The sequence below is a fragment of the Parajatrophihabitans canadensis genome (genome assembly GCF_053764775.1).
On record NZ_CM132445.1, the window covers coordinates 1,363,034 to 1,375,244 of the forward strand.

Sequence of the window (12,211 nt, forward strand, 5' to 3'; positions counted from 1 at the left end):
ACTTTGAGACGGGAGATGCAGGACGTGTCTGAGCAAGATCGCAGCGAGAGCGAAAATCCGGTTATTTCTGCGCCGACAGTGAAGGCGACCCGGCCCCGGACCAATCAAGACTGGTGGCCGAATCAGCCAGATCTGCAGGTGTTGAACCAGCATTCGCCCCGGGGGAATCCGCGGGGCGAGGACTTCGACTATGCCAAGGCGTTTCAGGGTCTTGACGTTGAGGCATTGAAGCAGGACGTCATCGAGGTGATGACGACGTCTCAGGACTGGTGGCCAGCTGACTACGGCCACTACGGTCCGCTGTTCATAAGAATGAGCTGGCACGCGGCGGGCACGTATCGCATCGCCGATGGGCGCGGTGGTGGCGGTCAGGGTGCGCAGCGGTTCGCCCCGCTGAACAGCTGGCCCGACAACGCCAATCTGGACAAGGCACGCCGATTGCTGTGGCCGGTCAAGCAGAAGTACGGCAAGAAGATCTCGTGGGCCGATCTGTTGGTTTTCGCGGGCAACTGTGCGATGGACTCGATGGGCTTCAAGACGTTCGGCTTCGGCTTCGGACGGCCGGATGTCTGGGAGCCCGAAGAGATCTTCTGGGGCCCCGAGGACACCTGGCTCGGCGACGAACGCTACAGCGGTGATCGCCAACTCTCGGATCAGCTAGGCGCTGTGCAGATGGGCTTGATTTACGTCAACCCCGAGGGTCCCAATGGCGAGCCGGATCCACTCAAGGCGGCCCGCGATATCCGAGAGACCTTTGCTCGGATGGCGATGAACGACGAGGAGACCCTCGCGCTCATCGCCGGCGGGCATAGCTTCGGCAAGACCCACGGCGCAGCGTCGGGCGACTACGTCGGTGCCGAGCCGGAAGGTGCGCCGCTGGAGCAGCAAGGGCTGGGTTGGACCAACACCTACGGCACCGGTAAGGGCGCCGACGCGATCACGAGCGGGATTGAGGTGGTGTGGACGTCGACTCCCACCAGGTGGTCGAACCAGTTCTTTGAGAACCTGTTCAAATACGAATGGGAGCTGACGAAGAGTCCTGCCGGGGCGTGGCAATGGCAGGCCAAGGATGCCGAAGGTGTTATTCCGGGCCCGCAGGATCCCAGCGATACCCGGAAGCCGACGATGTTGACGACCGACGTGGCGCTGCGAGTCGACCCGGTGTACGAGCCGATCGCGCGACGCTTCTTGGAGAATCCGGACCAATTCGCCGATGCGTTCGCGAGGGCGTGGTTCAAGCTGTTGCATCGCGACATGGGGCCTCGGTCGCGCTACCTCGGCCCGTGGGTGCCCGAGCCGCAGCTATGGCAGGATCCTGTTCCCGCTGTCGATCATGAGCTGATCGGCGCGAGTGACATCGCCGCGCTCAAGCAGAAGCTCCTCGATTCGGGACTGTCGATCTCACAGCTCGTCGCCACGGCCTGGGCGGCAGCGGCCAGCTTCCGGGGCACAGACAAGCGTGGCGGCGCGAACGGCGCTCGCTTGCGGCTCGCGCCGCAGAAGGACTGGGAGGTCAACGAGCCAGCCAAACTGACGGCCGTGCTGGAAACCCTCGGACAGATCCAGCAGGACTTCAATCAGTCCCAATCTGGCGGGACGAAGGTCTCGCTGGCCGACATCATCGTGTTGGGCGGGTGTGCAGCGGTCGAGCAGGCGGCGAAGAACGCCGGGCATGACATCGCGGTTCCGTTTGCTCCCGGACGCACGGATGCCTCGCAGGATCAGACTGACACCGACTCATTCGCCGTGCTCGAACCGCGAGCCGATGGGTTCCGGAATTACGTCCGCGCCGGGGAGAAGTTGTCGCCGGAGACGTTACTGGTGGATCGAGCCAACTTGTTGACTCTGACCGCGCCCGAGATGACGGTCCTGATAGGTGGCCTACGGGCATTGGACGCCAACGTCGGGCAATCCCAGCTCGGCGTCTTCACCAAGCAGCCGCAGAGGCTCACCAATGACTTCTTCATCAATCTTCTTGACATGAGTACTGAGTGGAAGGTGTCTTCGAACGAGAACGAGTACGAGGGTCGCGACCGTGCGACCGGCGATCTCAAGTGGACCGCCACCGCGGTCGACCTCGTTTTCGGGTCGAGCTCGCAATTGCGGGCGCTGGCCGAGGTCTACGCCGAGGCCGACGCAAAAGCAGAGTTTGTAACCGATTTCGTGAGCGCGTGGGACAAAGTCATGAACCTGGACCGTTTCGAACTCAGGTAGTTGCGGGGCCCAGCCGCGGCGGGGAGGGTTCGGAGATTCCTCACCGCGGATGGGCCACGGTCAGCCGCCCCCCTTTCAGGGCGCGGCCGCTAGAAGCAGTCGTGGCAGTCTGCTACCGGCTCAGCGTGCAGGCCTCTGAAGTGGTCGTCGGACAGTGACGTGCACGCGTCGCAAGTGCCGCCCCAGCCCGACAGCTCGGCGTTGTAGCGGCGCGCGCAGGCCTCGTTCGTACAAATATCCGGGCCTTCGAGAACCATGAACATGTCGTACCTCCGAATTACACCGTCGTAGTTCTCCAAGTATCACACTGGAGTACGACAAGTTCTGGAGGTAGCTGGATCAGGCGCTCTTTCGTGCTCGTTTCGCCGGCGCCTTCTTGGCTGGCGGCTTCTTCGCAGCCGACTTGGTTGCCTTCGCCAGCGCTGAGCCTGATTCTGAGCCCGACGCTGAGCCTGGCTGAGAGCCGGCCTTCTCGGCGCGCGCCTTGTCGATGGACGCTTGAAGCGATGCCATCAGGTCGACGACGTTTCCACTGCTCGCTACGACCGGCGCTGGTCCAGCGACCGCGACGCCGTCGGTCTTCGCGGCCAGCATGGCGCCAAGCGCCGCCTGGAACTCATCGTGGAACTCGGTGGGATCGAAGCTCGTCGCCATGCTTTGAATCAGTGAGTCAGCCATAGCCAGCTCTTGGGGGCGCACCGGGATGTCTTCCTTGAGGAAAGCGAAATCAGGCGTCCGGATCTCGTCGGGCCACATCATGGTGGCGAGCACGAGGACGTTGTCCTTCACCCGTAACGTCGCCAGCTGTTCGCGGTTGGAGATCGCCACCTTTACCACTGCGACCATCTGGCTGTTCGCCAACGCATCGCGCAAGAGGGCGTAGGGCTTGAGACCGTTCTTCTCCGGCTCCAGGTAATAAGATTTGTTGAAGTAGATCGGGTCGACCTCCGACAGCGGCACGAATTCCAGAACGTCTACGGTCCGCTTGGTCGGTAGCGGTAGATCAGCAAGATCCTGCTCGTCGATGACGATGATCTGGCCGTCCGGTAGCTCGTATCCCTTGGAGATGTCTGCGTAGGCCACTTCTTCGCCGTCCGCCTCGGCGACTCGCTTGTAGCGGATCCGCGAACCATCGCTGTGGCGCACTTGGCGGAAAGCCACGTCGTGTTGCTCCGTGGCTGCATACAGCTTCACCGGAATGCTGACGAGGCCGAACGAAACCGTGCCCTTCCACATCGACCGCATGACATTCCTCCCCGATTGTTGGCGCAGGCCTCAACTGTAAAGACGAACGTGAGGGTGCACAAACGCCAGGTGCTGACCCAGCTGTAGTGTTCACGGCACGGTGAAGCCAACGCCGAGCAGTACTCGAGCCCGCGAGGCCTCGAGCGGTCTTCGGAGACAGCATGAGCATTCCGATCGATGAAGTCACTTACGGCGACGACAACAAGCACGACCCCGACGAAATTCGGCAGGGAAACCCCGGCCGATCGCAATCGGAATTCGAATCGGCCGATCCGGATGACGGAGCGAGCGAAACGTTGAAGGACCCGACCGACACCGAACATGCCACCGGTGAGGATCAGGCGCAGAAGAACGCCGAGAACGAACCGCCAGGCTGATCATGGCAATTCTTGAGAGGCAGCTGGACGTTGTGAGCCCTGCCCATGCTTATTCGGCGCGCGCAGCCCGTTCGGTGGGTGGGCTGTTGCGCTCGTCGTTCCCGTGCCCGGGCGTGAGGTGTGTTGTTTGGGAGAACAGCAATGGGTGGAAGGCTCCGCTGGAGTGAGCTCTCACGGGTTCGGTGACGATACATACGTGATCGCCGCCTTCGTCTAGCAACGCAATACGTTTGGCGACCAGCCAATTCGGGAACCCGTCTATGACTGGTACGCCGCCCGGGCCGGTTTGGACTTGCAAGCCTGCGAACTTGTCGGTGTCGTCCCCACTCTGAGTACCGAATGTCTCGGCGAGAGCTATGTCATCGGCTGCAAGAAAATGGAGTGCAACGTGGGTGGAACGCAACGCCACCCGATAGGTGTGGTTGGCCTTGGAAAGCCACACGCAGTAGCGCTCCGGGTCGATGCTGGATTGAGCGTGGAACCCGACCAGACATCCCGCCCTCTCGCCATCAACCGCGGTGGTCACGACGATGAGTCGGCTGTCCAGGGCGGCCATGATGGATCCGAACGCGTCATCGCTCATGATGCTTCCCGTCATAACGTAGGAACAGCCCGTTGGCCTCGCGCAGCGCGTACGGCGTAGCTCCGTGTTGGGCTTCTACCGTCAACCGAGCATCTCGTTCAATCGTAGGGCATTACGCACGGCGTTTGCGTTGCCGTCGTTGTTGAAATAGGCATATACGTCCTTGCCCGTCGACTCCCACTCCCGGAGCCGGTCGCGCCACCACGCCAAATCGGCATCGCAGTAGGAACCGCCATATAGGTAGTGCTCATCCGGGCCGTGCAGACGTACGTAAACGAAGTTGGTGGTCACTCGAAGGATGCAGGGGAGAGCAGCGCCGCTCATCACGCAGTAGGCGGTGTTGTGCCGCTCGAGTAGGTGGAAAACGTCCTCATGGTTCCAGCTCCGATGGCGGAATTCGACCGCGATGCGGAGCCAGTCAGGTACGCGTCGCAGAAAGTAGTCCAAACGCGCGTCATCGCGGGCGAGGGTCGGGGGTAACTGGACGAGCAATACAGCACGTGTGGCACCCAGTTCGTGCCAGGCCCGCGAGATACGTTCCACCCACGCCTCTGGCTCGTAGAGCTTTTTGGCGTGGGTCAATCCGCGGGGAGCCTTCACCGACAGCGCGAAGCCTGCCGGCAATCGGTCGTGCCAGCTGCCGAACGCGGCGTCGCGGGGCCAGCGATAGAAGCTGCTGTTCAGCTCGACGGTGCAGAAACTGGCGGCATATCGGGCCAGGCGGTCTCGGACGGGCAGATCGGGTGGGTAGAGCTGGGGAGTCCAGTGGTCATAGCTCCATCCGGATGTGCCGACCGCGATCACCTATCAGCTCATCTGCGTGAGATTGCATCGTCGACGTCGTCTTCGGTGCGGAAGTCGCAGCCACCGGCGTGGTGTTTGGGCAACAGGCACAAGCGCCCGGTGGGTAGGTGCGTCATCCCGCACAGCTCGGCTTCCGAGGCTGCGGTGTTGATCTCGGTGTTGTGGGTGACCGTCGGCGCTTCGTGGTCACGGTCGTAGGACTCGTCTGGCATGGTCTTGGTCGCCTCCTGCTCGCCTGGACGCTGATTAGCAACGTCCTCGCACTCACCATGGTGGCCCTAGAATGTTTCAGCGGCTAGCTGATCGGATCGTGAGGGAGCTTGTCGGGCGCCAGGACGAAGTCGACGCGAACGATCCTGGCGTCGCGCACTGTGAACGAGACGACGATGGAGATTTCGTCGCCGTCGTAGAGCGCGAGGCCGGTTGCGCCGTTCACTGAGACGGGTTCCAGATGCTGACCTTCGGCCACGTTGTCGGCGATGCCGAGGATGAAACGACCGACTCGATCAGCGCCGAAGACCGGCCGTCGGGCCGCGTTCACCTGGCCACCGCTGTCGCTGGTGAGGACGACCTCTGGATCGAGGACGCGTAGGAGACCGGCCAGGTCGCCGCCGGCACTCGCACTGATGAACGCAGCGACCGCGGCGTCGTGTTCGGATGCGGTAACCGCAATTCGGGGCGCATTGTCAGACACGTGTTGACGTGCCCTCGCGGCGAGTTGGCGGACTGCCGCCGGAGTCCGTCCCACGATGTTGGCGACCTCGTCGAACGGCATTCCGAACAGATCATGCAGTACCCAGGTGGTTCGTTCGGCAGGGGTGAGGGTTTCGAGCACCACCATCAGGGCGTAGCTCACCGACTCGTCGAGTGTCACCCGGTCGGCCGGGTCAGCCACGGTGTCGACGATCGGTTCGGGTAGCCACGGCCCTACATAACGCTCGCGGCGCGCCCTCGCTGATTTCAGGAGATCCAACGCGAGCCGCGCGACAGTTACCGTGGCCCACGCTTCAATGTCGAGGATCCGGTCGCGGGCATCGGCTGTGATGAGCCGCAACCACCCGTCGGATACGACGTCCTCGGCGTCGCTGGTGCTGCCGAGGACTGCGTAGGCCACCCGAGTCAGCCGGGGTCGAGCAAGCTCATATGCCTGCGCGAGCTCGGCCGTCCGATCGGCTGTCATCAAGCGACCAACGCCGATGAGGCGAGCCAGTTGTCGAAAGTTTGCTGTCCGCGCGGCCCGCTGCCGATCGGTAGCAACGCTCCGCCGGTCATGGCTTTTCCGGCAGGCCCGGGGACTCGCACTCGAAACAACAGTTTCTTGCTCCGTCGTGCGGTCAGGACCGCGCGAGCGAGATCGGTGAGTTCACGCTCTTGCGGCCCACCGAATTCGGCAGCCAGGCCAAGCGGCTCCTGGTCGAGGAGCGCGACCAGCGCATCGGCAACCTCACGGGCGGCTACCGGCGCGGTCAGCATCCGAGGCACCATTGCGATCGGGCCCCTGGCGCGATCGAGAAGTTGGCCGGCAAACTCGTAAAATTGCGTTGCGCGCAGGATGCTCACAGGTCGGCCGCTGGCCAGTGCCAGCTCCTCTTGACGTCGCTTGCCGAAGTAGTACCCGAAATCGACCCGGTCGACGCCGGCGATCGAGAGAATGATGTGGTGCTGTACGCCAGCCCGCTCGCCGGCGTCGAGCAGGTTCCTCGTTCCCGCCTCGAAGAACGCGATTGATTCATCCTTCTTCCTGGTTGTCACGTTGCTGACGTCGATCACTGCCTGGGCGCCGACCAGGGCCGCGTTCAGTCCATCGCCGGTGGTGATGTCAAAGCCTGTTGCTCGGGCCAACGTGATCGGGACGTGCCCTGCATCTGACAGCGCCGATTCGACGTACCGTCCGACCAAACCGGTCCCGCCGGCTACTGCTACCCGCATCTGAGTGCCTTCTTTCGTGCTCTTGAGTTGCTTACCAGACTTAGGACGAGTCAGCCTCGCGGGTTGTGACATCGCCGGTCTGCCGGGCCGTGATGTCACGCATACGCATGCCTACCTCGTCATACCGGCAAGAGCGACACCTCGGTGGCGTCGCATATGCAGCTGGAGGATGAGATGAGTCAACTGGCGTTCGAGCGATCAGGCACTGGCGCGCCCCTGGTTCTATTGCACGGGATCGGAATGTCTGGACGGGTCTGGGATCCGGTCGTGCCCGCACTTAGTGCTCAGTTCGAGGTGATCGCCATCGACCTACCGGGCCATGGACGCTCTGCGCCCTTCCCGGACGACGTCGAGCCACTCCCGGCCACGATGGCGGTGAGTGTCGCGAAGCTTCTCGACGACCTCGGCATCATCGACCCGTATGTTGTCGGCAACTCGCTGGGCGGATGGGTAGCCCTGGAACTCGCCCGCATCCGGTCGGTGGCCTCGCTGATGCTGCTCTCCCCAGCAGGTCTGTGGCGCGACAGTGCCCCGCGGTACGCGCAACTGAGCCTGCGGGCCTCGAGCTGGCTGGCCCGGCACGCTGGCGGTCTGTTGGCGCAGCTGGTGAACTACCGGCTGGGCCGCCTGCTGGTACTCGGCCAGACGCACGGTCGGCCCACTCGACTGACTGCCGAGCAGGCCCGCGCGACCATCCTGACTTTGGCCACCAGCTCTGGCTTCGACGCCACCCTGTCCGCCACGGCCAACCAGCGCTATCGAGGTGGTCCGGCCATTGACGCGCCGGTCACAGTTGCCTTCGGCTCCCGGGATCTCGTACTGCTCGCCCGGCAAGCGCGCCACCTTGACCGGCTCCCGTCTCAAACCCGGGTAGCAGAACTACCCGGCTGCGGCCACGTACCGATGTCGGATGACCCCACGGCGGTCATTGACCTGATCAGGTCTGCTATCCCGTTCGAGGCGCCCGGCGAGGGCCACCTGGCCGGGGCGAGCGGCTAGGTCTGACGAGGTAGCTCAGCAGCTGTGGCGGTCTGCTGTCGGCCACGCCGTCAGAGGACGACGCCTGATTCGCGGTACTGGGCGATTGCACTGGCTGTAAAGCCTGCTTCCGCGAGAACGTCATCGGTATGTTCGCCGAAGTCCGGCGCCCGCGATGGGTCGCCTGGGTCTTCGTCGAACAGAATTGCCGGTGAAGGCAGGGCCAACGGCCCGTCGGGGTAATCGACCTCGCGGATGAACCCGTTCGCGATCGTCTGGGGATCGTCGTAGGTTTCGATGGGCTGTTGAACGGGTGCCCATACCCCCTTGGTCGTCAAGAGGATCTGCTTCCAAGTGCCGTAATCGCGCGTGGCGAAAAGTTCGTCCAGCTCGCGCACCATTTCGAGGTTGTTCGTCAGGCGGCTAGCTGCGGTTGAGAATCGCGGGTCTGCTGCGAGCTCTGCCTTACCGAGGTGTTCGTAGAGATCGAACCAGTCCTCGTCCAGGTCGCCGAGAAAGCAGAGGAGCAGGAATCGCCCATCCCTCGTTCGGTAGGCGCGCTGTCCTGCTGATTGCTGGATCGACGCCATCGCAGCCCCGGAAGTGTCTTCCTCTGTCTTGGCGCGGATGATCTCGTGGCCGTTGAACCAGATTGCGGTTCCTAGCAGCGTGCCGTCGATCAATGGCGCGACACCGGTGCGTTCTCGCTGCAGGAGCCCGGCGCAGATGCCACCCGCCAAGGTGTGCCCGGCCATCGCGTCGTCGTGCCCCGGACCGGTGAAAGGCCGCTCGGCGCCTGCGGCGGTCATCCCGCTATACGTCAGTGAGCCGCGGGCGAAGAAGGAGGTGGACCCGTAAGCGCTCCGCTCGGCTTCTGGCCCTCGTGGACCTTGACCGGAACCGCGAGCGTAGATGATTCGCGGGTTTACCGACCGGATGTCTTCGAGGTCGATCTTGAGCTTTCGACGGGTCGCGGGCAGGTAGCTGGTGAGAAAGACATCCGCATCCCGCACAAGCTGATAAAGGATTTCGCGTCCGGCATCGGTGGACAGGTCGATGGCGATTCCCCGCTTGCCGCGGTTGTAGTGCTTGAACCAGGGGTGCGCCCCGCCGGGTTCGAGCGATCCGGTGGCGAATGTTCGCATGGGGTCGCAGGCATGGGGATTCTCGACCTTGATGACATCGGCGCCCCATTGCGCGAGTACGCATCCAGCCGATGGGACGAACGCCCACATCGTCAGGTCGATGACGCGGATTCCGGACAGTGCTTTCATCGCCAACCCTCCAGAGAACAGCCTTTACTCGGCGGTCAACAGCGCGGAAAACGCGAAGCCGCCGACGGCGTTGGAGACGACGCCCACCTCTGGCTTCGTCGGCAATGCGTGATCTCCCGCGGTGCCGCGTAGTTGGCGTGTCACCTCGATGAAGAAGTTGGCCCCGTGCCGGCGGCCGACGTTGCAGGCGCCGCCGTCAGTGTTTGTGGGTAACACCCCGCCGATACGGGTGTTGCCTTCGCGCACGTACGGCCCGCTTTCACCTTCTCCGCAAAAGCCCAATGCCTCTAGCCACTGCATCGCGATGAACGTGAATCCGTCATAGAGGCCAGCCGTGCCGACGTCGGAGGGCTTGAGGTCGGTCTGTGACCACATCCGCCGGGCAGCCATCCAAGGCGAGGAGTGCGTCATGTCCTCGACCAGGCTGAAGTCAGCCTCCCTCGTGGTGCCGCTGGCCCACGCGTCGAAGAAGACCGCTTTCTGTTTCAGGTCGCGCGCGCGTTCCTCGGTCGTGAAGATCAACGCCGAGCCCGCGTCTACCGGATAGTCACAGTCGAGCAGATGCATGGGCTTGCTGATGTAACGAGAGTTCAGGTAGTCGTCGATGGTGAGTTCGTCGCGGAAGAATGACTCCGACGGGTTGCGGACCGCGAACTCACGTTGGGCAACGGCGAAGGCACCGAAATCCTCTTCCTTCGTGCCGTACATGGCCATATGCCGTTGCATGTAAAGGGGCGCCCACTGGGAACCGGTAAACGATCCGAACGGCATACCGAACTGCATGGAGCCAGCCACACCCTCCGTTGGGTCCGCACCGAGCATCGAGGTCCCGCCAGCGGCGCCGGCGCGGTGAACGGTCCGGATCGTCAGGCATACCTCTGAACTCCCGGACGCGACCGCCGCGAGGCCGTGCATGGCGGCGACGGAGTAGGCAGCACCGTCGATGGAACTGGAGTAGAAGGCTAGGTCTGGGATGCCTAGCATCGCGGCCGTGTGGGTGGCGCTTACGTATTGGTGGGGCAGGCTGTGCACAGCAACGCCGTCGATGTCCTTCGGGCTCACGCCGGCGTCCTGCATTGCCGCTATGGAGGCTTGGGCCGTCAACTCGTCCAGCGATAATCCGGTGTCCCGCCCGACCGTCGAATAGCCAACACCGACGATTGCCACGCGCTGCTTCTTAGCCATATCGCTTCCTGTCTGTCGGTGCTGTCGTACAGGGGGACTCCGTCACTCCGTGGCTGCGCGAAGTTAAGTGCGGGATGCGGCCGAAGGGCGGAACACCGGCAGAACGAAGTTGTCGTCGAGCTGGGTAAAGGTCACCTCGACGTGATCGCCGACCGAGATGCTGTCGAGCGGGGATTCGACCAGATTGCTGATCATTTTGAGGTTCGGTTGCTCCTGGAGTTCCACCACGGCGATCGCAAAGGGCAGCTTGTCAGCAAACCACGGGTGGAACGCCTGCATCGCGATCTCGTAGCTGTACACGGTGCCCATGCCGGAGACCTGCGCGTAGCCGAGGTCGAAGGAAAGGCAGTTTGCGCAAACGGGTTCGGGCATGTGCTGGTACCGCTGGCAGTTGTTGCACCGTTGGATCACCAAGGCGTGGCTGCGGGCACCGTCCCAGAAGGGCGAGGTCAGCGCATCGGGCAGGGGAATTACGGGCCGCACAGCCTGTTCTTGGTCGACGGTCATCGCACGTCCTTCCGCTCGGCCACCGATGAGCTTTCTGGTGGTTGTAAATAGCTGTTCGTCCCGGTCTTCTAACCGCCGTCCGAAGCGAACTCCCGGTAGACCTGAGGAACAAAACTCAGATTGAATAAGATGTACTCTATCTAGCTCGATCGAGTTTGTCACTAGATTGAAACAATCCCTATTGTGACTCGGGGTATTCGGCCCACCCGGACTCGTGGTGGTGTAGCCGGACTCAGCCAACCGGCCGGTTCCTCACGGTTGTTGAGCCTCCTGCGCTGCACCCTGGGGCTTAGCCGTTGATGATTCCTTCGCTGCGGAGCAAGGGCGCAAGCCGATTCAGAATCGTCTGGTGGCCGGTTCGCAGGATCTTCGCGACCGACTCGGCATCGCCGGCCTTGATCGCTCGATAGACTCCGTTCGAGGTCTTCTTGACGACCGCGGCCAGAGTGGGGTCGTGCTCGTAGATGGTGTCGGGACTAGTACGCCGAAGTCGGCTGAAGGTGGCGGCGAGCCGGTCATCCAGCGCGGAGGTGACCAGCAGATCCTGGAAGTCTTCGAATGCGTGGTAGAGCTGGACGAGGTCTGTAGCGTCTTGGACCTCGCGATTCGCCTGCTGAAGTCTGAGCGTCATCTCCGGGGTCCAACGTTCCACGGCCCGTTGAGCCGCGAAACTCTCCATCGCGCACAGCAAATCAGTCGTGTCCCGCGCTGATTGCTCGGTCACGGCGACGACGAACGCGCCCCGGTTGGGCTCGATCCGGACGCGCCCGTCCTGCTCGAGTGCCAGCAGCGCCTCTCGGACCGGGATTTTCGTCATGCCCAGCGCCGTGGCCACCGCGTCCTGTGGAACTCGCGACCCGGCCGGCAATACCTGCGAGAAGATCAGCCGTCGAAGATACGTCGCAGCCTGTTCAGCATTACTTCCTGCGACCTCGTCCCTGCGCGGCTTGGGCAAGCGGACGCTTGGCGCATTCGAGGTATTCCCGGCTTGGGCCGCGAGGCGCTTCGGTGCACGCGAGTTCACAGCGACCCTCCGAGGTTCAGGTTTGGGGTAGACGGTTCGAGACGAATTGAGGCTACTAGTCCGGACCGGGCCTGCGCTGTTCGCCGTGCCC

The 12,211-nt window shown here is 63.0% G+C and carries 14 protein-coding genes; 3 read left to right on the forward strand and 11 right to left on the reverse strand.

Annotation, left to right across the window (positions count from 1 at the left end; translation table 11 throughout):
- The first annotated feature begins 24 nt into the window (after positions 1–24).
- Positions 25–2,214, forward strand: coding sequence for a catalase/peroxidase HPI (katG, locus tag ACSMXN_RS06630; RefSeq protein WP_455407712.1), 2,190 nt, complete (start codon positions 25–27; stop codon positions 2,212–2,214).
- An 89-nt stretch (positions 2,215–2,303) separates the two neighbouring features.
- Here the strand turns inward: katG and ACSMXN_RS06635 are convergent, their stop codons facing one another.
- The gene (locus ACSMXN_RS06635; protein ID WP_155958438.1) at positions 2,304–2,477 is read right to left on the reverse strand and encodes a hypothetical protein; all 174 of its coding nucleotides are present in this window, start codon (positions 2,475–2,477) and stop codon (positions 2,304–2,306) included.
- Between the two features lie 76 nt (positions 2,478–2,553).
- Positions 2,554–3,459, reverse strand: coding sequence for a non-homologous end joining protein Ku (ku, locus tag ACSMXN_RS06640; protein WP_022914157.1), 906 nt, complete (start codon positions 3,457–3,459; stop codon positions 2,554–2,556).
- 161 nt (positions 3,460–3,620) lie between these two features.
- Here ku and ACSMXN_RS06645 point away from each other — a divergent pair, with 161 nt between their 5' ends.
- Positions 3,621–3,836 carry a hypothetical protein gene (locus ACSMXN_RS06645; RefSeq protein WP_022914156.1) on the forward strand — a complete coding sequence of 72 codons (216 nt, stop codon included), beginning with the start codon at positions 3,621–3,623 and terminating at the stop codon, positions 3,834–3,836.
- 49 nt (positions 3,837–3,885) lie between these two features.
- Here ACSMXN_RS06645 and ACSMXN_RS06650 read toward each other — a convergent pair whose 3' ends face one another.
- The 5 genes from ACSMXN_RS06650 to ACSMXN_RS06670 all read right to left on the reverse strand — a co-directional run bounded on the left by ACSMXN_RS06650 (position 3,886) and on the right by ACSMXN_RS06670 (position 7,152).
- Positions 3,886–4,419, reverse strand: a complete 534-nt coding sequence (locus tag ACSMXN_RS06650; protein WP_035944170.1) for a flavin reductase family protein — start codon at positions 4,417–4,419, stop codon at positions 3,886–3,888.
- An 81-nt stretch (positions 4,420–4,500) separates the two neighbouring features.
- Complete coding sequence (locus tag ACSMXN_RS06655) at positions 4,501–5,223, reverse strand: DUF72 domain-containing protein (protein ID WP_022914154.1); 723 nt, start codon at positions 5,221–5,223, stop codon at positions 4,501–4,503.
- Positions 5,224–5,231: 8 nt separating this feature from the next.
- Positions 5,232–5,435, reverse strand: a complete 204-nt coding sequence (locus ACSMXN_RS06660) for a hypothetical protein (RefSeq protein WP_022914153.1) — start codon at positions 5,433–5,435, stop codon at positions 5,232–5,234.
- An 83-nt stretch (positions 5,436–5,518) separates the two neighbouring features.
- Positions 5,519–6,403: an RNA polymerase sigma factor SigJ gene (sigJ, locus tag ACSMXN_RS06665; RefSeq protein WP_022914152.1), complete on the reverse strand. Its 885-nt coding sequence runs from the start codon at positions 6,401–6,403 to the stop codon at positions 5,519–5,521.
- The gene (locus tag ACSMXN_RS06670; RefSeq protein ID WP_022914151.1) at positions 6,403–7,152 is read right to left on the reverse strand and encodes an NAD(P)H-binding protein; all 750 of its coding nucleotides are present in this window, start codon (positions 7,150–7,152) and stop codon (positions 6,403–6,405) included. The genes sigJ and ACSMXN_RS06670 overlap by 1 nt, the downstream gene beginning before the upstream one ends.
- Positions 7,153–7,326: 174 nt before the next feature.
- On the opposite strand from ACSMXN_RS06670, the gene ACSMXN_RS06675 reads away from it, so the two are divergent.
- Positions 7,327–8,151, forward strand: coding sequence for an alpha/beta fold hydrolase (locus ACSMXN_RS06675; RefSeq protein WP_196811340.1), 825 nt, complete (start codon positions 7,327–7,329; stop codon positions 8,149–8,151).
- Positions 8,152–8,201: 50 nt separating this feature from the next.
- Here the strand turns inward: ACSMXN_RS06675 and ACSMXN_RS06680 are convergent, their stop codons facing one another.
- The 4 genes from ACSMXN_RS06680 to ACSMXN_RS06695 form a co-directional block, all read right to left on the reverse strand.
- Positions 8,202–9,404 (reverse strand): CoA transferase, encoded by a 1,203-nt coding sequence (locus ACSMXN_RS06680; protein ID WP_022914149.1) that lies wholly within the window; start codon positions 9,402–9,404, stop codon positions 8,202–8,204.
- A gap of 24 nt (positions 9,405–9,428) precedes the next feature.
- A complete protein-coding gene (locus ACSMXN_RS06685; RefSeq protein WP_022914148.1) occupies positions 9,429–10,589 on the reverse strand; it encodes a thiolase family protein in 1,161 nt (386 codons plus the stop codon).
- Between the two features lie 63 nt (positions 10,590–10,652).
- Complete coding sequence (locus tag ACSMXN_RS06690) at positions 10,653–11,096, reverse strand: OB-fold domain-containing protein (protein WP_022914147.1); 444 nt, start codon at positions 11,094–11,096, stop codon at positions 10,653–10,655.
- A gap of 289 nt (positions 11,097–11,385) precedes the next feature.
- Complete coding sequence (locus ACSMXN_RS06695) at positions 11,386–12,120, reverse strand: GntR family transcriptional regulator (RefSeq protein ID WP_022914146.1); 735 nt, start codon at positions 12,118–12,120, stop codon at positions 11,386–11,388.
- Between the last annotated feature and the right edge of the window lie 91 nt (positions 12,121–12,211).